25 protein-coding genes are annotated in these 23342 nt (G+C 60.4%); 15 read left to right on the top strand and 10 right to left on the bottom strand.

Annotated elements, in window-relative coordinates; genetic code table 11:
• Nucleotides 1–197 precede the first annotated feature (197 nt).
• The 3 genes from ACQY47_RS20960 (at nucleotide 198) to ACQY47_RS20950 (ending at nucleotide 5413) form a co-directional block, all read left to right on the top strand.
• On the top strand, nucleotides 198–2249 hold the full coding sequence (locus ACQY47_RS20960) for a putative bifunctional diguanylate cyclase/phosphodiesterase (protein ID WP_428551501.1): 2052 nt from the start codon (nucleotides 198–200) through the stop codon (nucleotides 2247–2249).
• Nucleotides 2250–2376: 127 nt separating this feature from the next.
• Nucleotides 2377–3711, top strand: a complete 1335-nt coding sequence (locus tag ACQY47_RS20955; RefSeq protein ID WP_428551498.1) for an imelysin family protein — start codon at nucleotides 2377–2379, stop codon at nucleotides 3709–3711.
• A 247-nt stretch (nucleotides 3712–3958) separates the two neighbouring features.
• A complete protein-coding gene (locus ACQY47_RS20950) occupies nucleotides 3959–5413 on the top strand; it encodes a TrkH family potassium uptake protein (RefSeq protein ID WP_017139173.1) in 1455 nt (484 codons plus the stop codon).
• Here ACQY47_RS20950 and ACQY47_RS20945 read toward each other — a convergent pair.
• Complete coding sequence (locus ACQY47_RS20945) at nucleotides 5370–6428, bottom strand: AraC family transcriptional regulator (RefSeq protein ID WP_017139172.1); 1059 nt, start codon at nucleotides 6426–6428, stop codon at nucleotides 5370–5372. The genes ACQY47_RS20950 and ACQY47_RS20945 overlap by 44 nt on opposite strands.
• A 161-nt stretch (nucleotides 6429–6589) precedes the next feature.
• Between ACQY47_RS20945 and ACQY47_RS20940 the strand changes: the two genes are divergently transcribed.
• On the top strand, nucleotides 6590–6901 hold the full coding sequence (locus tag ACQY47_RS20940; protein ID WP_099550496.1) for a DUF962 domain-containing protein: 312 nt from the start codon (nucleotides 6590–6592) through the stop codon (nucleotides 6899–6901).
• An 858-nt stretch (nucleotides 6902–7759) separates the two neighbouring features.
• On the opposite strand, the gene ACQY47_RS20935 is transcribed toward ACQY47_RS20940, so the two are convergent.
• Nucleotides 7760–7990, bottom strand: a complete 231-nt coding sequence (locus ACQY47_RS20935) for a hypothetical protein (protein ID WP_428557413.1) — start codon at nucleotides 7988–7990, stop codon at nucleotides 7760–7762.
• A gap of 195 nt (nucleotides 7991–8185) precedes the next feature.
• Between ACQY47_RS20935 and ACQY47_RS20930 the strand changes: the two genes are divergently transcribed.
• Complete coding sequence (locus tag ACQY47_RS20930) at nucleotides 8186–8368, top strand: hypothetical protein (protein WP_138453795.1); 183 nt, start codon at nucleotides 8186–8188, stop codon at nucleotides 8366–8368.
• Nucleotides 8369–8471: 103 nt separating this feature from the next.
• Nucleotides 8472–9668, top strand: a complete 1197-nt coding sequence (locus ACQY47_RS20925; protein WP_099549416.1) for an MFS transporter — start codon at nucleotides 8472–8474, stop codon at nucleotides 9666–9668.
• Here the strand turns inward: ACQY47_RS20925 and arfB are convergent.
• Nucleotides 9665–10078: an alternative ribosome rescue aminoacyl-tRNA hydrolase ArfB gene (arfB, locus tag ACQY47_RS20920; RefSeq protein WP_016975416.1), complete on the bottom strand. Its 414-nt coding sequence runs from the start codon at nucleotides 10076–10078 to the stop codon at nucleotides 9665–9667. The genes ACQY47_RS20925 and arfB overlap by 4 nt on opposite strands.
• Nucleotides 10079–10135: 57 nt before the next feature.
• Between arfB and ACQY47_RS20915 the strand changes: the two genes are divergently transcribed.
• Entirely contained in the window at nucleotides 10136–10513 is a 378-nt protein-coding gene (locus ACQY47_RS20915; protein ID WP_138453797.1) for a c-type cytochrome, read from the top strand.
• 59 nt (nucleotides 10514–10572) lie between these two features.
• Here ACQY47_RS20915 and ACQY47_RS20910 read toward each other — a convergent pair whose 3' ends face one another.
• Complete coding sequence (locus ACQY47_RS20910; protein ID WP_017139166.1) at nucleotides 10573–11994, bottom strand: amino acid permease; 1422 nt, start codon at nucleotides 11992–11994, stop codon at nucleotides 10573–10575.
• Nucleotides 11995–12642: 648 nt separating this feature from the next.
• Here ACQY47_RS20910 and ACQY47_RS20905 point away from each other — a divergent pair.
• Entirely contained in the window at nucleotides 12643–12780 is a 138-nt protein-coding gene (locus ACQY47_RS20905) for a hypothetical protein (RefSeq protein ID WP_003175756.1), read from the top strand.
• A 73-nt stretch (nucleotides 12781–12853) separates the two neighbouring features.
• Nucleotides 12854–13813 carry a hypothetical protein gene (locus ACQY47_RS20900; RefSeq protein ID WP_017139165.1) on the top strand — a complete coding sequence of 320 codons (960 nt, stop codon included), beginning with the start codon at nucleotides 12854–12856 and terminating at the stop codon, nucleotides 13811–13813.
• Nucleotides 13814–14004: 191 nt separating this feature from the next.
• Here the strand turns inward: ACQY47_RS20900 and rluB are convergent, their stop codons facing one another.
• From rluB to ACQY47_RS20870, 6 genes are all read right to left on the bottom strand, one after another.
• Nucleotides 14005–15228: a 23S rRNA pseudouridine(2605) synthase RluB gene (gene rluB / locus ACQY47_RS20895; protein WP_017139164.1), complete on the bottom strand. Its 1224-nt coding sequence runs from the start codon at nucleotides 15226–15228 to the stop codon at nucleotides 14005–14007.
• A gap of 144 nt (nucleotides 15229–15372) precedes the next feature.
• Entirely contained in the window at nucleotides 15373–15564 is a 192-nt protein-coding gene (locus ACQY47_RS20890; protein ID WP_017139163.1) for a DUF1289 domain-containing protein, read from the bottom strand.
• 141 nt (nucleotides 15565–15705) lie between these two features.
• Nucleotides 15706–16632 (bottom strand): SMC-Scp complex subunit ScpB, encoded by a 927-nt coding sequence (gene scpB / locus ACQY47_RS20885; protein ID WP_428551488.1) that lies wholly within the window; start codon nucleotides 16630–16632, stop codon nucleotides 15706–15708.
• A 12-nt stretch (nucleotides 16633–16644) separates the two neighbouring features.
• Nucleotides 16645–17343, bottom strand: coding sequence for a segregation and condensation protein A (locus ACQY47_RS20880; RefSeq protein ID WP_169875663.1), 699 nt, complete (start codon nucleotides 17341–17343; stop codon nucleotides 16645–16647).
• Nucleotides 17344–17463: 120 nt separating this feature from the next.
• Nucleotides 17464–18093: an L-threonylcarbamoyladenylate synthase gene (locus ACQY47_RS20875; protein ID WP_017139161.1), complete on the bottom strand. Its 630-nt coding sequence runs from the start codon at nucleotides 18091–18093 to the stop codon at nucleotides 17464–17466.
• 13 nt (nucleotides 18094–18106) lie between these two features.
• Complete coding sequence (locus ACQY47_RS20870) at nucleotides 18107–18970, bottom strand: PHP domain-containing protein (protein WP_099549411.1); 864 nt, start codon at nucleotides 18968–18970, stop codon at nucleotides 18107–18109.
• A gap of 87 nt (nucleotides 18971–19057) precedes the next feature.
• Here ACQY47_RS20870 and ACQY47_RS20865 point away from each other — a divergent pair, with 87 nt between their 5' ends.
• The 6 genes from ACQY47_RS20865 to ACQY47_RS20840 all read left to right on the top strand — a co-directional run bounded on the left by ACQY47_RS20865 (nucleotide 19058) and on the right by ACQY47_RS20840 (nucleotide 23304).
• Complete coding sequence (locus ACQY47_RS20865; RefSeq protein WP_428551485.1) at nucleotides 19058–19654, top strand: septation protein A; 597 nt, start codon at nucleotides 19058–19060, stop codon at nucleotides 19652–19654.
• Nucleotide 19655: 1 nt separating this feature from the next.
• Nucleotides 19656–19955, top strand: a complete 300-nt coding sequence (locus ACQY47_RS20860; RefSeq protein ID WP_428551482.1) for a YciI family protein — start codon at nucleotides 19656–19658, stop codon at nucleotides 19953–19955.
• Between the two features lie 107 nt (nucleotides 19956–20062).
• Nucleotides 20063–20470: a translation initiation factor 2 gene (locus ACQY47_RS20855; protein WP_428551479.1), complete on the top strand. Its 408-nt coding sequence runs from the start codon at nucleotides 20063–20065 to the stop codon at nucleotides 20468–20470.
• 7 nt (nucleotides 20471–20477) lie between these two features.
• On the top strand, nucleotides 20478–21155 hold the full coding sequence (locus ACQY47_RS20850; RefSeq protein WP_017139157.1) for a response regulator transcription factor: 678 nt from the start codon (nucleotides 20478–20480) through the stop codon (nucleotides 21153–21155).
• A gap of 273 nt (nucleotides 21156–21428) precedes the next feature.
• Complete coding sequence (locus tag ACQY47_RS20845) at nucleotides 21429–21893, top strand: LTXXQ domain-containing protein (protein ID WP_017139156.1); 465 nt, start codon at nucleotides 21429–21431, stop codon at nucleotides 21891–21893.
• A 67-nt stretch (nucleotides 21894–21960) separates the two neighbouring features.
• The gene (locus ACQY47_RS20840) at nucleotides 21961–23304 is read left to right on the top strand and encodes a sensor histidine kinase (RefSeq protein ID WP_177033312.1); all 1344 of its coding nucleotides are present in this window, start codon (nucleotides 21961–21963) and stop codon (nucleotides 23302–23304) included.
• Nucleotides 23305–23342: the final 38 nt, after the last annotated feature.

Here is a 23342-nt window from a genome sequence, read left to right as displayed (position 1 = left end):
ATGCCGGGATACCGAAGGCGTTCCCTTCCTTTCCAGCGCAGTACCCGAGGGCGATGGATATCATCGCCCTCTTCTTCCCAGGCACTCCCTCCACAGCCTCCACACGCCTTAGCCGCAATGTCCCTTTGACTGCCATCACGAGATTGCCAATACTCATGGCATATTGAGGCTACCCGCACGGAACAAGGAATGACCCTTTGAAGCTGGAACTCAAAAACAGCTTGTCGGTGAAGTTGCTACGGGTTGTGCTGCTCTCGGCATTGATCGTGGGCGTGACGCTGAGCGTGGCGCAGATCGTGTTTGATGCCTACAAGACGCGTCAGGCCGTGGCCGGTGACGCGCAGCGGATCCTCGACATGTTTCGCGACCCCTCGACCCAGGCTGTCTACAGCCTGGACCGCGAGATGGGCATGCAGGTGATCGAGGGCCTGTTTCAGGACGACGCCGTGCGCATGGCCTCCATCGGCCACCCCAACGAAACCATGCTGGCGGAAAAAAGCCGCGCCTTGCAGCAATCACCCACCCGCTGGTTGACCGACCTGATTCTTGACCAGGAACGCACCTTTACGACTGCACTGGTCGGCAAAGGCCCCTATAGCGAGTACTACGGCGACCTGAGCATTACCCTCGACACTGCCACCTACGGCAAAGGTTTTATTGTCAGCTCGGTGATCATCTTTATTTCCGGCGTGCTGCGCGCCCTGGCCATGGGCCTGGTGCTGTACCTGGTGTATCACTGGCTGCTGACCAAGCCGTTGTCGCGGATTATCGAGCACTTGACCTCAATCAACCCCGACCGCCCCAGCGAACACAAGATCCCCCAGCTCAAGGGCCATGAACGCAACGAGCTGGGGCTGTGGATCAACACTGCCAACCAGTTGCTCGAGTCCATCGAGCGCAATACGCACTTGCGGCATGAGGCGGAATCGAGCCTGTTGCGCATGGCCCAGTACGACTTCCTGACCGGACTGCCGAACCGTCAGAAGCTGCAGGAGCAGTTGGACAAGATCCTCACCGACGCCGGCCGCCGACAGCGCCGGGTGGCGGTGCTGTGCGTGGGGCTGGATGACTTCAAAAGCGTCAACGAACAGTTCACCTACCAGGCCGGCGACAAATTACTGCTGGCCCTGGCCGACCGCCTGCGCGCCCACAGCGGCCGCCTCGGCGCCCTCGCCCGCTTGGGCGGCGACCAGTTTGCACTGGTGCAGGCCGATATCGACCAGCCTTACGAGGCCGCCGAGCTGGCGCAAAGTATCCTCGACGACCTGGAAGCCGAATTCGCCCTTGACCAGGACCAGATTCGCCTGCGCGCCACCATCGGCATCACCCTGTTCCCGGAGGACGGCGACAGCACCGAGAAGCTGCTGCAAAAAGCCGAACAGACCATGACCCTGGCCAAGAGCCGCTCGCGCAACCGCTATCAGTTCTATATCGCCAGTGTCGACAGCGAAATGCGCCGGCGCCGCGAACTGGAAAAAGACCTGCGCGATGCCCTGGGTCGCGAGCAGTTCCACTTGGTCTACCAACCGCAGATCAGCTACCTCGACCACCGCGTGGTGGGCGTAGAGGCATTGCTTCGCTGGCAGCACCCGGAACACGGCCTGGTGCCGCCGGACTTGTTCATCCCGCTGGCGGAGCAGAACGGCACCATTATTCCGATTGGCGAATGGGTGCTGGACCAGGCTTGCCGGCAGTTGCGCGAATGGCATGACCTGGGCTTCACCGAACTGCGCATGGCGGTCAACCTGTCCACCGTGCAGTTGCACCACACCGAGTTGCCACGGGTGGTCAACAACCTGATGCAGATCTATCGCCTGCCGCCACGCAGCCTGGAGCTGGAAGTGACCGAGACCGGCCTGATGGAAGACATCAGCACCGCCGCCCAGCACCTGCTGAGCCTGCGCCGCTCCGGTGCCTTGATCGCGATTGATGACTTCGGCACCGGCTATTCATCCTTGAGCTACCTCAAGAGCCTGCCACTGGACAAGATCAAGATCGACAAGAGCTTCGTCCAGGACCTGCTGGATGACGACGACGATGCAACCATCGTGCGCGCCATTATCCAACTGGGCAAAAGCCTGGGCATGCAGGTGATTGCCGAAGGCGTGGAAACCGCCGAGCAGGAGGCCTATATCATTTCCGAAGGTTGCCATGAGGGCCAGGGCTACCACTACAGCAAACCGCTGCAGGCCCGTGAGCTGGCGGCGTTTTTGAAACAGTCCGAGCGCAACAACGCGGCGATTCTCTGAACCGACAAATCGATACCAAATATTTCCCTCGCATAAACCTTTACACAAAATGCAAATCTTTCGCATTATGTCGCAGTTTTTGCGCTTCCCCGCGCGCCCTATCAACAACCGAAGCAGGATGTTCGCCATGATTCGTATGCCCCTGGCCACCGCCAGTCTGCTGGCCATTGCCATTTCTCTCGCCGGTTGCGGCGAAGGTAAAGACAAGGCCGCCGCGCCGACGCCGGCAGCCAGCACCACCGCTCCAGCGGCTGCCACGCCTGCCGGCCAGGTCGACGAAGCAGCCGCCAAGGCCGTTGTCGCGCATTACGCCGACATGGTGTTCGCGGTGTACAGCGACGCCGAATCCACCGCGAAGACCCTGCAAACCGCAATCGACACCTTCCTCGCCAACCCGAGCGACGACACCCTGAAAGCAGCCCGCACCGCCTGGGTCGCCGCCCGTGTGCCGTACTTGCAAAGTGAAGTGTTCCGCTTCGGCAACACCATCATCGACGACTGGGAAGGCCAAGTGAACGCCTGGCCCCTGGACGAAGGCCTGATCGACTACGTAGACAAATCCTACGAGCACGCGCTGGGTAACCCAGGCGCCAACGCCAACATCATCGCCAATACCGAGATCCAGGTGGGCGAAGACAAGGTCGACGTCAAGGAAATCACCCCGGAAAAACTCGCCAGCCTCAATGAACTGGGCGGTTCCGAAGCCAACGTCGCCACCGGCTACCACGCCATCGAGTTCCTGCTCTGGGGCCAGGACCTCAACGGCACCGGCCCAGGCGCAGGCAACCGCCCGGCATCCGACTACATGACCGGCGACGGTGCCACCGGCGGTAACAACGAGCGCCGTCGCACTTACCTGCGCGCTGTGACCCAACTGCTGGTCAGCGACCTGGAAGAAATGGTCGGCAACTGGAAACCCAAGGTCGACGACAACTACCGCGCCACCCTGGAAGCAGAACCTGCCACCGACGGCCTGCGCAAAATGCTGTTCGGCATGGGCAGCCTGTCCCTGGGCGAACTGGCCGGTGAGCGCATGAAGGTTTCCCTGGAAGCCAACTCGCCGGAAGACGAACAGGATTGCTTCAGCGACAACACCCACAACTCGCACTTCTACGACGCCAAGGGCATCCGCAACGTCTACCTGGGCGAGTACACCCGCACCGACGGCACCAAAATGACCGGCGCAAGCCTCTCGTCGCTGGTGGCCAAGGCCGATCCAGCCGCCGACTCGGCGCTCAAGGCCGACCTGGCGTCGACCGAAGCGAAGATCCAGGTCATGGTTGACCAGGCCAACGCCGGTGAGCACTACGACCAACTGATCGCGGCCGGTAACGACAAGGGCAACCAGATCGTGCGTGACGCGATTGCGGCACTGGTCAAGCAGACCGGCGCGATCGAAACCGCCGCGGGCAAGCTGGGCATCAGTGATTTGAACCCGGATAACGCTGATCACGAGTTCTGATTGATCCTGCGCTGAATAAGGCGACCTTCGGGTCGCCTTTTTTGTGCGCGTTCCCCCCTTCCCATACCCACTGTGGGAGCTGGCTTGCCTGCGATAGCGATGGGTCTGCTACAGATGGGTGGCTGACAGGTCGCCATCGCAGGCAAGCCAGCTCCCACAGTCGAACTGCTTCGCCTCGTACACCCCGGTTTACAAGACCCGCACCGCAGGTAGAATGGCGCCACTCTCTCAAACCCGAGCTTTCTTCATGGCGTTGCCGACCCTGCGTATCATCGGTTTCATCATCGGCATCTTCCTGATCACCCTCGCGATCGCCATGGTCATCCCGATGGCCACCCTGGTGATCTTCGAACGCACCAGCGACCTGCCCTCGTTCCTGTGGGCCAGCATGATCACCTTCCTTGCGGGTTTGGCCCTGGTTATCCCCGGCCGCCCCGAACACGTGCACCTGCGCCCCCGGGACATGTACCTGCTGACCGTCACCAGCTGGCTGGTGGTGTGCATCTTCGCCGCGCTGCCGTTTCTGCTGACCCAGCACATCAGCTACACCGATTCGTTCTTTGAAAGCATGTCGGGCATCACCGCCACCGGCTCCACCGTCCTGAGCGGTTTGGACAGCATGTCCCCTGGCATCCTGATGTGGCGTTCAATGTTGCACTGGCTGGGCGGCATTGGCTTTATCGGCATGGCGGTGGCGATCCTGCCGCTGCTGCGCATTGGTGGCATGCGCCTGTTCCAGACCGAATCCTCGGACCGCTCAGAAAAAGTCATGCCGCGCTCGCACATGGTGGCGCGCCTGATCGTGGCAGCGTATGTGGGCATCACCATCCTGGGCAGCCTGGCGTTCTGGTGGGCCGGCATGGGCTTGTTTGATGCGATCAACCACGCGATGTCAGCAATTTCCACCGGCGGGTTTTCCACCTCCGATGAATCCCTGGCCCACTGGAAACAACCGGCGGTGCACTGGGTAGCGGTGGTGGTGATGATCCTCGGCAGCTTGCCGTTCACCCTGTATGTGGCCACATTGCGCGGCAACCGCCGGGCGCTGATCAAGGATCAGCAGGTGCAAGGCTTGCTCGGTTTGCTGATCGTGACGTGGCTGGTACTCGGCACCTGGTACTGGTGGACGACCAACCTGCACTGGCTGGATGCCCTGCGCCATGTCGCCCTGAACGTTACGTCGGTGGTGACCACGACCGGCTTTGCGCTGGGGGACTACAGCCTGTGGGGCAATTTCTCGCTGATGCTGTTCTTCTACCTGGGTTTTATCGGCGGCTGTTCGGGCTCGACGGCGGGCGGGATCAAGATCTTCCGCTTCCAGGTCGCCTACATCCTGCTCAAGGCCAACCTGAACCAACTGATCCACCCACGCGCAGTGATCAAGCAGAAGTACAACGGCCACCGTCTCGACGAAGAGATCGTGCGCTCGATCCTGACCTTTTCGTTTTTCTTCGCTATCACCATCTGCGCCATCGCCCTGGCCCTGTCACTGCTGGGTCTGGACTGGATGACCGCACTGACCGGTGCCGCCAGCACCGTGTCCGGTGTTGGCCCGGGCCTGGGCGAAACCATCGGCCCGGCCGGTAACTTCGCCAGCCTGCCGGATGCGGCCAAGTGGATCTTGTCATTCGGCATGCTGCTGGGAAGGCTGGAGATTATTACCGTGTTTGTTCTGTGCATTCCGGCGTTTTGGCGCCACTGACCGTCGATGCCTGCAGCAGCCGCACCCGGTACTCGCCGGGCGTGACGTCGAACCAGCGGCGGAACGCGCGGAAGAAATTACTCGGGTCGGCAAAGCCCAACAGGTAGGCGATTTCCAGCAAGGTCATGCTCGGCTGCGCCAGGTACTGTTCGGCAAGCTCGCGACGCGTATCGTCGAGCAACGTCTGGAAACTGGTGCCCTCCTCCTGCAAACGCCGCTGTAACGTGCGCTGAGACAAGTGCAGGGTCTGTGCCACCACTTCGCGCTTGGGCTCACCCTGGGGCAGCAAGCGGCACAGCACCTGGCGCGCCTTGTGGGTCACGCGGCTCTCGGAAAACCGCGCCAGGTATTCACCGGCAAACCGATCATGCAGCAGCGCCATCGCCTCATTGGCGGTGGGCAACGGTGCATCCATATCGGCCTGTTCGAAAATCAGCGCATCGTAGGGCGCATTGAACTCCATAGGCGCATGGAATGCTTGCTTATAGGGCGCCAGATCGGCCGGTTGGTCACCTTGCAACATTACCTTGCGTGGCTGCAGGGTGCGGCCAGTCAGCCAGCCACATAATGCCAGGGCACTGGCCAACGAGGCTTCAGCGCTTTGCCGGGTCGGCGGCAGGTGATCGCCATGTACCGTCAGAATCAGCGCATAGCCTTCAGGTAACAGGCGAAAACTCAAGTCGGCGCTTTCGGCGATGATGCGTTGGTAACGCACCAGGCGCATAAAACCTTCGGCCAGGGTGTTGCTGGACATCAAGGCGTAACCCGCCACATGAAACGACGCCGGGCGCACCACCTTGCCCATGTTCAAGCCGATCGCGGGGTTGCCTGACAGCTCGACAGCGCGCTGCCACAGCCGGGTCATGGAGTCTTGCGCAAAACGTGCGTCAGGGTCACTGAGGGCGGCGTAGTCCAGGCCCAGTTGCTTGAACAGGACGCGGCAATCCAGGCCGTCCATTTCCAACGCTTTGACGATGCCCATTGCCCAGCTTGCAGAAGTTGTTCGTTCGCTCATGGCGTCTTCTTGAAAAAGGCAGGCTTAAACGGCAGCCAGGAAGCCAAGGATACTAAAGTGGCATCTATTGTCACTGGCTGTTACCACTGATCACTCTAGACTCAAATAAGCTCCCCGCCGAACATCTGTTGGGCGGCATCACCAGCCCAGGGCCGATCACTGTGGAAAACGTCAAGCAATTCAACAGCTTCGCTGAGTTCTACCCTTATTACCTGAGCGAGCACGCCAACAGCACCTGCCGGCGCCTGCACTTTATTGGCACCACCCTGGTGATTGGGATTCTGGCTTATGCCATTGGCCGTGGCTCGTTGGGGTTACTGCTCGCATTACCGGTCGCCGGCTACACCTTTGCCTGGATCGGGCACTTCTTCTTCGAAAAGAACCGGCCTGCAACGTTTCAACATCCCTTCTACAGTTTGCTGGGGGATTTTGTGATGTATCGCGACATGATTTTGGGGAAGGTGCCTTTTTGAGGTGTTTGTGGTTTTTTGTGAATTTCGGGGGGGGTGGCTGAGTACATATCCGTTGCTGCGGTAACGGCTACTTAGGGTTCCGCCCTTACGGCGGGTCACTTTTGCAAGGACGCAAAAGTAACCAAAAAGTCCTCGCCCCACCACTCGGCACCTCGCTGTGGCTCGGTGTGCCCGCACTCCGGCTTGAATCCGTGGGCCGCCGCGATGGGCCATCCTTGGCCCAGCGCGGCTAACCCGGCGTCCTGCCGGGTTACCCACGGATTCAAGCCTGCGTTCGGCCATCGTGGTTAACGGGGCGTCTCAGATCAAAATCAAGATCAAGATCTACAGCACGGCGGCCTGAAAGCCGACCTGAGTGGTTGAATCAAAAGCCAGATCAAGTGCAAAGCAAAAGCCTATCTACCTGATGCAACACGGTCTAAATGTGGGAGCTGGCTTGCCTGCGATGCAGACACCTCGGTGTATTAGGCACACTGAGTTGATGCCATCGCAGGCAAGCCAGCTCCCACATTAGACTGAGTATGGCTTTGCTGTTGCTGTTGCTCTGGCTCTGGCTCTGGCTCTTACATCCTTTTCGCTGACGAAGTCAGCGGTCTTTTGATCTGCGCTTTTGATCTTGATCTGAAATCGCCCCGTTAAACACGATGGCCGGAATTCGACAGTGATTTGGGGGGTAAACCGGCAGGGATGCCGGTTTAGCCGCGCTGGGCCAAGGATGGCCCATCGCGGCGGCCCCCCAAATCACTGGCGGATTGCGGGCATGCCGAGCCATAGCGAGGCACCGAGTGTTGGGGCGAAGACCTTTTGGTTACTTTTGGGTCTTTCCAAAAGTGACCCGCTGTAAGAGCGGAACCCTACTCAGCCATCACCCAAATAACGGATATACCCCCAAACCCAACACCCACCCAGCCACCCAGCCACCCAGCCTGCGACCCCATGCCACTTGCGCAAAAAAATAAAAATTCGCACATCCGCCGACATAAAATTCTTTTTGTCATTTTCAGTGCTGTATCCTGCCAAGGCTTTTTGAGAGCGCGGAATCACCTGCGATTGATAAAACAGATCTTGCGAGGAGCGACGACGATGCACGAGATACCTAATCTCCCCTTCCCAAGCCTGCACCCAACTGAGCAGCCAACACCGCAGCAGGCCAGTGACAAACAGCCTGAAGCCAAAGAAGCAAAACCAGTCGACAGCAAACGCCAGGACTGACGCCGTACCAGACCGTGTGGAAAGCGCACTTCAAGCGCTTTCCACACTGCCTGAATCATCGAGACCCCCGCCATGACCGAATCCCTCCCCGACACCCCCGACGCCGCAGTACTGGACGCTGCCTTGCAGATGATCGAAGTCTGGAACCGCCTCAGCGCCGACAAACAAGCCCTGCTGCTCAAGCGTTTTGGCACCCAGGAAAACGCCTTGGCCGCCCTGGTGACCACGCAAATGCTGGCCCCGCCTCAAGCCTGATGTCTTTTTGAGCTGACGTTTTGCTTTTTACCGCCCTGCACAAGCCAAAGCATCGGTATCATTAGCAGCCTATCTTTACCTGCTGCGACGGTGGACCTCTCCCATGCCAGATACCCAGCGCCCCATGGCGGTCACGCTGCAAGTCGTTTCCATCGTGTTGTTTACCTTTATCGGCTACCTCAACATCGGCATTCCCCTGGCCGTATTGCCGGGCTATGTGCACAGCCAACTGGGCTACGGCGCAGTTATCGCGGGCTTGGTAATCAGCGTGCAATACCTGGCCACCCTGCTGAGCCGTCCGTATGCCGGCAAAATCATCGATAACCTGGGCAGCAAGCGCGCGGTGCTGATCGGCTTGGTCGGTTGCGGCCTGAGCGGCGTGTTCATGTTGCTGGCGGCGTGGTTTTCCAGCCTGCCGGGCATCAGCCTGATCAGCCTGCTGATTGGCCGACTGGTGCTGGGCAGCGCGGAAAGCCTGGTGGGCTCTGGCGCCATCGGCTGGGGCATCGGCCGGGTCGGCGCCGCCAACACGGCCAAGGTCATCTCGTGGAATGGCATCGCCAGCTACGGCGCGCTGGCCATCGGTGCGCCGCTGGGTGTGCTGCTGGTCAGCCACTTGGGGCTGTGGAGCATGGGCGTCAGCATCATCCTGCTGGCGGTGCTCGGCGTGCTGTTGGCCTGGAACAAGGAAGCCGCGCCAATTGTGGCCGGCGTGCGCCTGCCCTTCATGAATGTGCTGGGCCGCGTGTTGCCACACGGCTGTGCCCTGGCGTTGGGTTCGATTGGTTTTGGCACCATCGCCACCTTTATCACCCTGTATTACACCACCCAGCATTGGGACAACGCGGTGTGGGCATTGAGCCTGTTCGGCGCCAGTTTTATCGGCGCGCGCCTGTTGTTCGGAAATTTGATCAACCGGATCGGCGGCTTTCGTGTGGCGATTGCCTGCCTGTCGGTAGAAGCCCTTGGCCTGTTGTTGCTATGGCTGGCACCCGACGCGCAATGGGCGCTGGCCGGTGCGGCGTTGAGCGGGTTTGGCTTTTCGCTGGTGTTTCCAGCACTGGGCGTAGAAGCCGTCAACCTGGTGCCGGCCTCCAGCCGTGGCGCGGCGGTGGGGGCTTATTCGCTGTTTATCGACTTGTCATTGGGTATCACCGGCCCACTGGCCGGGGCGGTGGCGGCAGGCTTCGGCTTTGCGTCGATATTCCTGTTTGCCGCCCTCGCGTCGGTCGGTGGTCTGCTGCTGAGTGTTTACCTGTACCGGCAAGCCCCCAAGGCCCGCGAGGCGAGAGGCGCCTAGAAGTCGACCTTGCCGCGCCCGGCCTTGATGCTGCCGCGCTTGGTCTTGGATTCCAGGCGACGCTTTTTCGAACCCAGGGTGGGTTTGGTCGGGCGGCGCTTTTTTTCGACCTTGGTGGCGCTGAGGATCAACTCCACCAGGCGCTCCAGCGCATCGGCACGGTTCTGTTCCTGAGTGCGGTATTGCTGAGCCTTGAGCACCAACACACCTTCACTGGTGATACGACTGTCACGCAGTGCCAGCAAACGCTCCTTGTAGAACTCCGGTAGCGATGAAGCCGGGATATCAAACCGCAGGTGCACCGCGCTCGACACCTTGTTGACGTTCTGCCCACCGGCGCCCTGGGCGCGAATGGCGGTCAACTCGATCTCGGCATCGGGCAAGTGCACGTTGTTGGAAATTACCAGCATCAATCAAAAACCTTAGGCAACGGGCCACAACAACATAAACAACAAGGACGCAGCAATATGAAAAGGTTATTCATCACTGTGCTCGGCACTTTATCACTCATTCAAACGCCACTGTCCGTCGCGGACACTGCCAACGGCAAAAACCTGTATTCACAGCGATGCGCCATGTGCCACGGCCCGGACCTCAAGGCCTCCGGGCCATTGGCCAGGAAAAGCAGCCCGCCCACGCCCGACCTCACAACGCCTGCTTTCAAAAAACGGCTGGCGGATTATCCGGGCGTTATTGTGTCTTCGGTGATCCTTCGCCCGAATGGCAACCTGATCCCAAAAACCCTGCAAGACAATGGTGTGAAGGTTGCGCCGCATGCCTGGAGCGTCAAGGATTTTCGCGACTTGAACGCCTACATGAGTGGCGTTATTGCAAACAGCCGATGAATCTCATCGCAAAAAAATACCCCTCAATAGAGGGGTATTAATCGCCGATGGAGCGTCGCTTACTTCAGCGCTGCATTTGCCGTGGTCAATGCGGCTTCAGCACTGCGCTTGTTCTTGATCCAGTAACACACCGCCATGAACGCTACCCACACCGGGATTGCGTATACCGACACCTGAATCCCCGGAATCATCAGCATGATCACCAGGATAAACACCACGAACGCCAGGCAGATGTAATTGCCATACGGATACCACAGCGCCTTGAACAGCGGCACCTGGCCGGTGCGGTTCATGTGTTGGCGGAACTTGAAGTGCGAAAAGCTGATCATCGCCCAGTTGATTACCAGGGTGGCAACCACCAGCGACATCAACAACTCCAGCGCGTGTTGCGGGATGAAGTAGTTCATCAACACCGCCACCAGAGTGACCGCTGCCGAGGCGAGGATCGAGCGCACCGGCACGCCGCGCTTGTCGATTTTGGCCAATGCCTTGGGCGCATCACCCTGCTCAGCCATGCCCAGCAGCATGCGGCTGTTGCAGTAGGTGCCACTGTTGTACACCGACAATGCCGCCGTCAGCACCACAAAGTTGAGGATGTGCGCGGCGGTGTTGCTGCCCAGCATCGAGAACACCTGCACGAATGGGCTGCCGCTGTAGGCATCGCCGGACGCGTTAAGGGTCGCCAGCAGGCTGTCCCACGGCGTCAGCGACAACAGCACCACCAGGGCGCCGATGTAGAAAATCAGGATGCGGTAGATCACCTGATTGATCGCCTTGGGGATCACCGTACGTGGCTGATCGGCCTCAGCAGCGGTAAAACCGAGCATTTCCAGACCACCGAACGAGAACATGATGATCGCCATGGCCATCACCAAACCGCCGACGCCATGGGGGAAGAACCCACCGTGGTCCCACAGGTTGCTCACCGACGCTTGCGGACCGCCGCTGCCGCTGACCAGCAAATAGCTGCCCAGGGCAATCATGCCGACGATAGCCACGACTTTGATGATGGCGAACCAGAATTCGGCCTCACCGAAGACTTTGACGTTGGCCAGGTTGATCAGGTTGATCAATACGAAGAACGCCGCCGCCGAAACCCAGGTCGGGATCTCCGGCCACCAGTAGTGCACATACTTGCCGACCGCAGTCAGCTCCGACATGCCTACCAGGATGTACAAAATCCAGCAGTTCCAGCCCGACAGGAAGCCGGCGAAACCGCCCCAGTACTTATGGGCAAAGTGGCTGAAGGAACCGGCGACCGGCTCTTCGACGATCATTTCGCCGAGCTGGCGCATGATCATGAAGGCGATGAAGCCGCAGATGGCATAACCCAGGATCATCGAAGGGCCGGCGGATTTGAGCACGCCGGCCGAGCCCAGGAACAGGCCGGTGCCGATGGCGCCACCGAGGGCGATCAACTGGATATGCCGATTTTTCAGGCCGCGTTTCAGCTCGCCTGAAGAAGATTGGGGTCCACTCATGAAAAGGGTCTCACGCAAGGTTTGAGAATGTCGAATGCAGGTTGCTGCCTTGAATTACCGACTCAAGCAGCGCCGCTCAAACCCCAGCGCAGGCACCAGGAGTACAGCGTCTTTCTAACGGTCATGCGTCACCTGTTTGTTTTTATCTGTGACGAAATCGAACCCGTCCGACTCGTGGCCGGACGGAGTGATCAGGGTAGGTAAACCCTGAGGTCTTGGCCTTATGCGTGGATACGCAAGGGGGGTCACAGTAAAACGCGGCGCATTGTACACCGCTCAACAGCTTCAGCACGCCCCAACAGGGTGCACGCGACAAACTGTCAGCTAATCCTTACAGCGGAACGGCACTGCGCAATGCCTGGGCAAACTCGTAAAACTATCGTTACACCCCGGAAAGTCAGCGTTACAGCCAGACTTTTTCGTCGGCTAACGGAAAACTGTCAGTGGGACGCGTCTGAAGAATCGGTTCAGCCAATTGGCTGTTTTTTCTCGATAAAGGATTACACCGAAAAAACAGAAGAAAAAATCCAAATGAAACCGTGTCAATAAATATTTTGCATTTCCAAACACTCTCTCCTAGGTTCTTTCACTTGCCAGCGAAGCCCGTTGGCAAGCCGTTCTCAAACAACGTCCTCTAGGAGAAATACCATGCAAGCACTGGAAAACGACCTGGAAACCGAACTGCAACTCGACGATTGGTTTGAAGCGCCGACCCATGAGGCCGCCGTTGAAATGATGCAAGCCGATGCCGTTGTGCCCTTTGGCACTGCGATGTGGCCTTTCTAACACCCGGCAGGCATCCGGCAGGTGCTGTGCACGGCACCTGCCCCCTTACCCAAGGCACAGAAGGACACCCGTCATGGACAAGGCCCGCGCCGTCGAACACTTCCTCTACTACCTCGCACACCACCCGGCACTCAACGGCCTGAGCCGCCCGACGGTGTTGCTGGGCCATACCGAGCGCTACGACGCCATCGCCGAAGCAATCACCCACAGCAGCGCCGCACGCTTCAACTTCCAATGCCAGCGCCTGGACCTCACGCCCAGCGACACCCTGGCCCACGCCATCGAAGCCTGCGACCTGTACCTGTTTCTGTATGACTCTTCGACCCTGCCCAACCCACGTGCCGAAGGCCCGGATTTTATTCGCGCCCTGCAAGGCGTGATGGCCGAACACTGGAAGAAATCCCTGCTGTTCAAGGATTATGGCGACTATTTCTACGACACCTTCAGCGTCGAGCCGCAGCGCATCGCCGACCTCAACGCTACGCTGATCCGGCGCATGTCCCAGGCCAACGTGCTGAGCTTTACCGACAAGCACGGCTCCCGCCTTGAAGCGCCACTGAGCAGCATCAAGAAGTGGACCAATATCAACGGGGTCGGCAACCACGACCTGGCACCAGGCGAAATCGCCACCCACAGCGAAGCCATCAATGGCCAGGTGCGGTTTGTTGGCACCTTCCTCAGCACCATCCCGTTTGCGCGTAAGTACGGCGTGCTGCAATCACCGCTGGAGCTGTGGATCGAGAACTCGACGGTTTGCAGCGTGGCCAGCGAGGTGCCAGGGCTGGCGGACGACTTCAATAAATACCTGAATGCCAACCCGTCCAACCGCCGAGTGGAGGAGTTGGGGATTGGCACCAACGAGGGCGTAAAAGACTTGTATGCACGCAATGCCGGCTTCGAGGAGCGCCATTGCGGCCTGCACCTGGGCTTGGGCGGCGGGCAGAAAGGCAGCCATCACCTGGATTTGATCTTTGCCAGCGGGGTGTTGGCGCTGGATGACAAGCCGGTGTTTGATGGCAGATTTGCGTTCTAAACACACCTCGTTGAAACAAAGCGGATCCCTGTGGGAGCTGGCTTGCCTGCGATGCAGACACCTCGGTCCTTCAGTTGAACCGAGCTGATGTCATCGCAGGCAAGCCAGCTCCCACACTTGAAAGCATTTCAAATCAAGGGCCAAAAAAAACGCCAACCCTAAGGTTGGCGTTTTTTTATACAGCGGTTAAATCACTGCGGCTTCTTGCGACCAAAACCCGGACGCTGACCGGAACCGGCCGGCGCGCCACGGCGCTTGCCCGACGGCTCGTCGGCGACCAGTTTCGGACCAGGGCGCTTGTTCGCCGCGGGCTTGGCTGGGCGCTTGGTGCTGGCGTTGTCCGCTGGGCGGTCCGCTTCACCACGGTTGCTACGGCCGCCGCTTGGCGCTTCGCCACGGGCAGGACGCGGCGTGCGCGGTGCACGCTCGCCTTCCTGACGCGATGGCGCGGTTGGGCGACGCTCGCCTTCGATGTGCGGCTCACGGGAGATACGCCCACCGGTCGCCGGGGCATTCAGCGCCGGGCGCAAGGTGCGGGCAACACGCTCGGTACGCGCCACAGGACGCGAGGATTTACGCTGCATACGCTCAAGCTTGTCTTTGCTCTTGGCGTTCATCTGCGGCATGGCCACCGGCGTCAGGCCGACTTCGGCACTGAGGATGTCGACTTCGTACTGGCTCATTTCGCGCCAGCGGCCCATCGGCAGGTCGGAGTTGAGGAACACCGGGCCGAAACGCACGCGCTTCAGGCGGCTGACCACCAGGCCCTGGGATTCCCACAGGCGACGGACTTCACGGTTACGGCCTTCCATCACCACGCAGTGGTACCAGTGGTTGAAACCTTCGCCACCGGGCGCCTGCTTGATGTCGGTGAACTTGGCCGGGCCGTCTTCCAGCACCACGCCAGCCTTCAGGCGTTCGATCATCTCGTCATCGACTTCGCCGCGTACACGCACAGCGTACTCACGGTCCATCTCGTAGGACGGGTGCATCAAGCGGTTGGCCAGCTCACCGTCGGTGGTGAACATCAGCAAGCCAGTGGTGTTGATGTCCAGGCGGCCGATGTTGATCCAGCGGCCTTCTTTGGGCTTGGGCATCTTGTCGAACACGGTCGGACGGCCTTCCGGGTCGTCACGGGTGCAGATCTCGCCGTCGGGCTTGTTGTACATGATCACGCGGCGCACCGATTCGGCGGCCTCTTCACGCTTGATGACTTTGCCATCAATGGTGATTGCATCGTGCAGGTCGACGCGCTGGCCGAGGGTAGCCTCGACGCCATTGACCTTGATGCGCTTCTGGGTGATCCAGGCTTCGACGTCGCGGCGTGAGCCCACGCCGATACGCGCCAGCACCTTTTGCAGTTTTTCGCCTGCTGGGCCGATTTCCTGGCTGTCGTTCTGGTCTTGGTCGTTCATCTTAAGCACCTCCCGGTGGGTCGATTCAGGCGTGGCCTGAAGAGTATTGAAAGCGGGGCTTTGGCCGAATAGATCGGCAAAGGGTCGCGAATCATACGCGCATGGCGCGGGTTTCGCATCACAGACTAGTCGATAAGGCCCAAGTCATTTGCTTTTCCGCCGACCGGTGGCGCCCAGGGCCAGCAGGCGCAGCTCGGCTTCGGCCAGAACGGTGCGTTTGTCGGCTTTGTCGAGCTTCTTCCAGGCGCGGATTTCGCGCTTGCTGCGGCCACAGCCGACGCAGATGTCGTCGGCGAATTTGCAGATGCTGATGCAAGGGTCTTTGGTGGAACTCATTTGAATCCTCCCAGTAAGCTGGCTTTTCTGTGGGAGCTGGCTTGCCTGCGATGGCATCACCTCGGTACAACCGACAGACCGGGGCGCCCGCATCGCAGGCAAGCCAGCTCCCACAGGGTTTCCAGTGTCTGGCAGAGCGGGTCAGTCCTCGAACTGGCGGCGTTCGGCCTCGATGGCCTCAGCCAGCGCTCGGGCTTCGTCTTCTTCGTCGCTCAAAGGCGGCTGTTCAAGGGCGGCAACGGCGGCCAGGAGTTTTTCACGGGCTTGGGCCACGCCGAGGATATCTTCTTCCGGTTCCGGTTCGACTTCGGCCTCAACCTCAACGTTCACTTGGGTTTCAGGCTCGGCCGCACCATCGCGCAGCAAATCGTCGAAGTCAGTCTTGATGCCCTGCTCCATATCATCCAGTTCAAGCAGCAAGGTATGGAAACTGGTTTCGTCCTTCGGCTCTTCCGGCTCGGCGGTGGCGTCGGCCAGCTCCTGCAGGCTGGCCGGCACCGGCGCGTCGTCGAAGTCGAGCACCGGCTCGGCTTCCATCTCGCGCAGTTCGGCAAGCGGCGGCAGGTCGTCGAGGTTTTTCAGGTTGAAGTGGTCGAGAAACACCTTGGTGGTGGCAAACATCGCCGGCTTGCCGGGCACGTCGCGGTAGCCGACGATGCGGATCCACTCGCGCTCCAGCAGTGTCTTGACGATATGGCTGTTGACCGCCACACCCCGCACATCCTCAATCTCGCCCCGCGTGATGGGCTGGCGGTAGGCAATCAGTGCCATGGTCTCCAGCATCGCGCGGGAATAACGCTGCGGGCGCTCTTCCCACAAGCGGCCGACCCACGGGGAAAATTTCTCACGGATCTGCAAGCGATAACCTGACGCCACTTCGCGCAGTTCAAAGGCGCGGCCGTCGCAGGACTTGCGCAGAATCTCCAGCGCCTTCTTGAACACCGGTGGTTCAGGGCGCTCGGCCTCTTCAAACAACTCGAACAAGCGTTCCAGGGATTGCGGTTTACCCGAGGCCAGGAGAAAGGCTTCCAGCAAGGGCGCCAGTTCGCGGGGTTCAGTCAGATTCATCGATTCAGCTCTTTATTCGGCTCGCGCCCGCACGTGGATAGCCGCAAAAGGCTCATTCTGGACCAGCTCGACCAAGGATTCCTTGACCAGTTCGAGGATGGCCATAAAGGTCACCACCACCCCCAGGCGCCCTTCCTCTTTGGTAAACAGCTCGACAAACGGCACAAAGCCGCCGCCCTTGAGGCGCTCCAGCACATCGCTCATGCGCTCGCGGGTCGACAGCGCTTCGCGGCTGACCTGGTGGCTTTCAAACATGTCACCCCGGCGCAGCACCTCAGCCATGGACATCAGCAATTCTTCCAGGCTCACATCCGGCAACAGCTTGCGCGCCCGGGCTTCCGGGGCATCGAGCTTGGGCACCACCACATCACGGCCCACGCGGCTCAAGCCGTCGATGCCTTCGGCGGCGGCCTTGAAGCGTTCATATTCTTGCAGACGGCGGATCAGCTCGGCCCGCGGGTCGTCTTCTTCGGCCTCAATGGTCTCGGAACGCGGCAACAGCATGCGCGACTTGATCTCGGCGAGCATGGCGGCCATCACCAGGTACTCGGCGGCCAATTCCAGGCGTACCGACTGCATCAACTCGACATATCCCATGTACTGCCGAGTGATTTCCGCTACCGGGATGTCGAGGATATTGATGTTCTGTTTGCGGATCAGGTACAGCAGCAGGTCCAGCGGGCCTTCGAAGGCTTCAAGGAAGACTTCCAGCGCATCCGGCGGAATATACAGGTCCAGCGGCATTTCCATGACCGCCTGGCCATACACCATGGCAAATGGCAGTTCCTGCTGGGCGCCCGCCTGGGGATCAGCGGTTTCCACGGCCGACATTCAGGCCTCGACCATAAACGGCGTCGGGTCGCCGCAGCCCACGCGCACCACTTCCGGCTCGCCGTCGGCCAGGTTGATCACAGTGGACGCCTTGTTGCCGCCGTAGCCGCCGTCAATGATCAGATCGACGTGTTTTTCCAGCAGGCGGCGCATCTCGTAAGGGTCGTACAGCGGCTCTTCTTCACCGGGCAAAATCAGCGACACGCTCATCAACGGCTCACCCAGTTCTGCCAGCAACGCCAGGGCAATTGGGTGCTCGGGCACACGCAGGCCGATGGTGCGCTTTTTGGGGTGCAGCAACAGGCGCGGCACTTCGCGGGTGGCATTCAGAATAAAGGTGTACGGCCCCGGCGTGTGCGCCTTGAGCAGGCGGAAGGTGCCGGTGTCGACTTTGGCGAACAGCCCCAGTTGCGACAAGTCGCTGCAGATCAGCGCAAAGTTGTGGTTTTTGTCCAGGTCACGCAGGCGTCTGACCCGTTCAACTGCGCTCTTGTCGCCGATCTGGCAACCAATGGCGTAGGACGAATCCGTTGGGTAGATCACCACGCCACCGGCGCGAATGATCTCCACGGCCTGTTTAATCAGGCGCGCTTGAGGGTTTTCCGGATGAATCTGGAAGAATTGACTCACGTGTTCTACCTGTTCAGACGGTGGCAATAATGGGGTCATGCTTGAATCGCCCCCACAACAGCGGCAAGTCTTCCGGGACCTGGCGGTACTCGCCAATCTCGGACCAGCCGCCTGGGCCATGAAAATCACTGCCGGCGCTGACCAGCAGACCAAATTCGCGAGCAAGAATCGCCAGGCTGCCCACCTGCTCAGCGGGTTGATGCCCGTTGACCACTTCGATTGCGTGGCCGCCCGCTCCAATATAGTCGGCAATCAGCTTGCGGCGCTTGCTGCGGGTGAAATCGTAATGCCAGGGATGCGCCAGGCTCACCCAGGCTCCGGAGGCACGCAATGTGCCGACTGTATCTTCCAGCGTCGGCCAGTGTTGCTTCACATCACCCAACTTGCCGGCGCCCAGCCATTTGCGAAACGCTTCGGCGCGGTCCTTGACGAAACCTTCACGCACCATCCAGTCGGCAAAGTGCGGGCGGGCCGGTGCGTTGCCGCTGTCGCCCAGCTCTTGCTGGATGGCGCGGGCGCCGTCGAGGGCATTGGGCATGCCTTTAAGGCTGAGCTTGCGGCTTATTTCTTCGGACCGCAGCCAACGGCCATCGTGCAATTGGGCGATGGCCGCCACCAAAGGCGCGGCGTTTTGATCGAAGCCGTAGCCGAGCACATGAATGGTGGCGCCGCCCCAGGTACAGGACAATTCCACGCCGTTGACCAGTTGCATGCCCAAGGCATGCGCCGCCGTGCGGGCCTCGTCGAGGCCTTCGAGGGTGTCGTGGTCGGTCAACGACAAGACTCGCACGCCTTTTTCAAACGCACGCGCAACCAGTACCGCGGGCGCCAGGGCGCCATCGGAGGCCGTGCTGTGGCAGTGCAAATCAACATTCACGGGAGTGTGTAACCTCAAGTCAGCTGGCGCTTTCGCTACCAAGGATGTTTGTTATTATGCCGCCACATCCAGCTTCTGGCTCTTACTGTGAAACAATTCATCGACTTCATCCCGCTGTTGCTGTTTTTCATCGTTACCAAACTCGACCCCAGGGTCATCGATATCGCCGGTCATCCGCTCTCGTTCGGGGGCATCTACAGCGCCACTGCCGTGCTGATCGTCAGTTCTATCGTAGTCTACGGCGCCATTTTCATTTCCCAGCGCAAACTGGAAAAAAGCCAATGGCTCACCCTGGTTGCCTGCCTGGTCTTCGGCGGCCTGACCCTGGCCTTTCACAGCGAAACCTTCCTTAAATGGAAAGCCCCGGTAGTGAACTGGCTGTTCGCGCTGGTGTTTATCGGCAGCCACTTCATCGGTGACCGCTTGTTGATCAAGCGCATCATGGGCCACGCGCTGACCCTGCCGGAGCCGGTATGGGTGCGGTTGAACGTGGCCTGGATCGTGTTTTTCCTGTTCTGCGGCGCCGCCAACCTGTTCGTGGCCTTTACCTTCCAGGATTACTGGGTGGACTTCAAAGTCTTCGGCAGCCTGGGCATGACCGTATTGTTCCTGATCGGCCAAGGTATCTACCTGTCGCGCCATCTGCATGACACCGCCCCTACCACGCCGAAAACCGAGGACTGACATGCTCTACGCCATCATTGCCACCGACGTTGCCGATTCGCTGGAAAAACGCCTGAGCGTGCGTCCGGCGCACGTTGAGCGCCTGAAAACCCTGCAAGCCGAAGGTCGCCTGGTGATCGCAGGCCCGCACCCGGCCGTCGACAGCAATGACCCAGGCGCCGCCGGCTTCACCGGCAGCCTGATCATTGCCGAGTTCGCCTCGCTGGCCGACGCCAAGGCCTGGGCCAAAGCCGATCCCTACATCAAAGCGGGCGTCTACGCTGATGTGGTGGTCAAGCCGTTCAAGCAAGTCCTGCCTTAAAGCCCGGCTGCGCTGAACCTGATAGGTTCGGCGCGCTCTTAATTGCTCATTATTCTCGGTAACCTGCCGACAACGTTCTGAATATTCGTGTGGAATCAGGAGTTCCGATGCGCTTACGTCCGTTGTGTCTGTTGGCAGTGTTAATGATCGGGGCGACCGCCCATGCGGAAGAAACCTCAAACACCGGCAGCTCCACGCCCTTGTCCCTGGGCGCCGGCAGCCAGATCACCGAGTTGCAGCAACGCTTGAAAGAAAGCGAACGGCTGCGTGAAGAACTGAGCAAACAACTGCAAAGTGCAGATACTGCTCGCGAAAGCGCCCAACTGAGTCGCTTGCGCCAGGAGAACCAACGCCTGGTCCAGCAACTCAAAGAGACACAAGGCGGCGCCTTGACCCGCTGGCTGACCGAGCAACAACAGTGGTTTGTCACGGGCGCGGCCGTCGCACTGATCGCCCTGCTGTGCGGGATCTTCGCCAGTGGTGGGCACCGTCGCCGTCGACAATGGCTAAATTGAGTGAGTCATGAGCGAGCTGTTACTGATAGATGATGACCAGGAGCTCTGTGAGCTGCTGACCAGTTGGCTGAGCCAGGAAGGTTTCCAGGTGCGCGCCTGCCACGACGGCGTGAGCGCGCGCAAAGCCCTGGCCGAAGCCGCACCCGCCGCCGTCGTGCTTGACGTGATGCTGCCGGATGGCAGCGGCCTGGAGTTGCTCAAGCAATTGCGCAATGACCACCCGGAATTGCCGGTGGTGATGCTCTCGGCCCGTGGCGAACCGCTGGACCGTATCCTCGGCCTGGAACTGGGTGCCGACGATTACCTGGCCAAGCCCTGTGACCCGCGCGAGCTGACTGCGCGCCTGCGCGCCGTGCTGCGCCGCAGCCACCCGGCCGCCGTGTCGACGCAGATGGAACTGGGCGATTTGTGCTTCAGCCCGGTGCGCGGTGTGGTCAGCATCGACGAGCAGGAATTCACCCTCACGGTGTCCGAAAGCCGCCTGCTCGAAGCCTTGCTGCGCCAGCCCGGCGAGCCGCTGGACAAGCAGGAACTGGCGCAGATCGCCCTGGGCCGCAAGCTCACTCTGTACGACCGCAGCCTGGACATGCACGTGAGCAACCTGCGCAAAAAGATCGGCCCACACCCGGATGGTCGGCCACGGATCGTGGCGCTGCGCAGCCGCGGCTACTACTACAGCCTTTAATGATCGTTCCCACGCGGAGCGGGGGAACGATGAATTACCCTGTGGGAGCTGGCTTGCCTGCGATAACGCAGGGTCAGCTTGCATCTATGTAGCTGACCCGCCGCATTCGCAGGCAAGCCAGCTCCCACACTTGATCGCATCAATCCGACAGTTTTGTCAGTTCACATCAAAACCCTCTTTACCCAAGCTTTACCCTCCCCTGACCGCCGCTGACCTTGCGCTGCGTAACCTACTCACATCCGGACTCACCGGAATAGAGACAGGAGAAACACCATGCGCAAGACCCTTATCGCTCTGATGTTCGCCGCTGCCCTGCCGACCGTTGCCATGGCCGCAATGCCAGAAGGCCCAGGCCCGATGGGCGGCCCAGAAGGCCACATGATGGGTGGCCCGGGCCACGGCGGTGAACACGGTCCGCGTGGCAAAGGCGGCCCCTTCAGCCAGCTGGACCTGACCAAGGAACAGCGCCAGCAAATCGGCAAATTGATGGGTGACCAATGGCACGCCCGCAAAGACCTGGTCAAAAAGTACCTGGACAAGCTGCCGGCTGCTGACCAGAAAGCCATGCAGGATGAAATCGCCGCCGGCAAACAGAAAACCCAGGCTGACATCCGTGCCGTGCTCAAACCCGATCAACAGAAGAAATTCGACGAGATCGTCAAGAAGCAAGCCGAGCGCCGCGCCGAGTGGAAGGAATTCCAGGCCTGGAAAGCGCAACAGCCGCAAAAAGCGCAATAATGCTCTAGCGTTACCTCCCCAGCCCAGTGGCTCACGCCGCTGGGCTTTTCCTGCTTGAGGGTTTCCTGTGCGTTCATTGTTCTGGCGCATCCTGGCCAGTTTCTGGCTGGCCATCGCCTTGGTTGCCGGGCTGTCGATCCTGCTTGGGCACATGCTCAACCAGGACGCCTGGATTCTCAGCCGCCATCCCGGCCTCAACAACCTGGCGCAAGAGTGGACGCAACTCTACGAAGCCCAGGGTGAGGACGCCGCCCAGGATTTGCTGCAACAACGCAAACGCCAGTACCACATCGACGTGCAGGTACTCAACGAAAGCGGCGACCCGGTGGTACGCGGCACGTTCCCACGTCGCGCCGCCGCCTTCGAAGCCCGCCAGAATGACAACCAGGACAGCCACTTGCCCTGGCGCCGCCTGACCGCCGAGTACACCAGTGAAAAAACCGGGGACACGTACCTGCTGATCTACCGCATCCCCAACCCGGAACTGGACGCCTGGCACCGCAGCAGCCTGCTGTGGCCGTTTAGCGCGCTGGCGATTGCCCTGGTGGTACTGACGTTGTTCAGCCTGCTGGTGACCTTGTCCATCACCCGCCCACTCAGCCGCCTGCGCGGTGCGGTGCATGACCTGGGCCAGACCACCTATCAGCAAAACAGCCTGGCGCAACTGGCCAACCGCCGCGATGAGTTCGGCGTGCTCGCCACCGACTTCAACCGCATGGGCGCGCGCCTGCAAAGCCTGATCGGCAGCCAGCGCCAGTTGCTGCGCGATGTGTCCCATGAACTGCGCTCACCGCTGGCCCGACTGCGTATTGCCCTGGCCCTGGCCGAACGCGCCAGCCCGGAAGAACGCGAACGGCTGTGGCCGCGCCTGACCCGCGAGTGCGACCGCCTGGAAGCGCTGATCAGTGAAATCCTCGTACTGGCCCGTGTGGATGCTGACAACGCCAGCGCAGAGGACGTCGACCTCACCCCACTGCTCAGGACCTTGCAAAAGGATGCCCAACTCAGTGCGCCGGAACAGGTGGTGCAACTGAGCGCCGAGCCCGAGTTGCACCTCAAGGGTTGGCCGACCATGATCGAGCGCGCCGTGGACAACCTGCTGCGTAACGCCCAGCGCTTTAACCCCGTGGGCCAGCCGATCGAGCTAAGCGCCCGGCACCAGGGCGAGCGCATCCTGATCAGCGTGCGCGACCACGGCCCCGGCGTTGAAGCCGAACACCTGAGCCAGTTGGGCGAGCCGTTTTATCGCGCGCCTGGCCAGGCCGCACAAGGCCACGGGCTGGGCCTGGCGATTGCCCGTCGCGCCGCCGAACGCCATGGCGGCAGCCTGATCCTGGGCAATCACCCGGACGGCGGTTTTATCGCCAGCATCGACTTGCCGTTGGAGCCGGGAGTGGTCACAGCCGTGTGAGGATCTTCTATAGTGGCCCTTCTCTAACGGAGGGCCTT

It is taken from the genome of Pseudomonas edaphica (assembly GCF_965277385.1).
Taxonomy (GTDB): Bacteria; Pseudomonadota; Gammaproteobacteria; order Pseudomonadales; family Pseudomonadaceae; genus Aquipseudomonas; species Aquipseudomonas edaphica.
The sequence above is the reverse complement of the archived record's forward strand: the minus strand, read 5'-3'. Positions and strand labels throughout refer to the sequence as shown.